Below are 244 nucleotides of genomic sequence, written 5' to 3'. Positions count from 1 at the left end.
TCCTGAACTAAATGAAGGCTCGTTATACGCATAGAATGGTTTTTCTATAAACCTTTCTTCTCCATCTAGATTCATCCATTTCTCGCCTTCCCATGTTTTAACCTTTAACCAGCCACTAGGTGTCCCATCCACAACTCTAAAATTCTGTGGATTATATAATGCTCCAGCGTTTGCTTTTGCTGCATTAAATGAAGCTTCATTATACGCATAGAATGATTTGTTTATAAATCTTTCTTCTCCATCT

1 pseudogene is annotated in these 244 nt (G+C 36.5%); it reads right to left on the bottom strand.

The features are described from left to right. A pseudogene (locus tag MR107_RS30860) lies at positions 1-244 on the bottom strand (hypothetical protein); the annotation flags it as partial.

The organism is Bacillus cereus group sp. BfR-BA-01441 (assembly GCF_022663075.1).
GTDB lineage: Bacteria > Bacillota > Bacilli > Bacillales > Bacillaceae_G > Bacillus_A > Bacillus_A cereus.
This window is presented reverse-complemented; position numbering and strand designations above follow the sequence as displayed.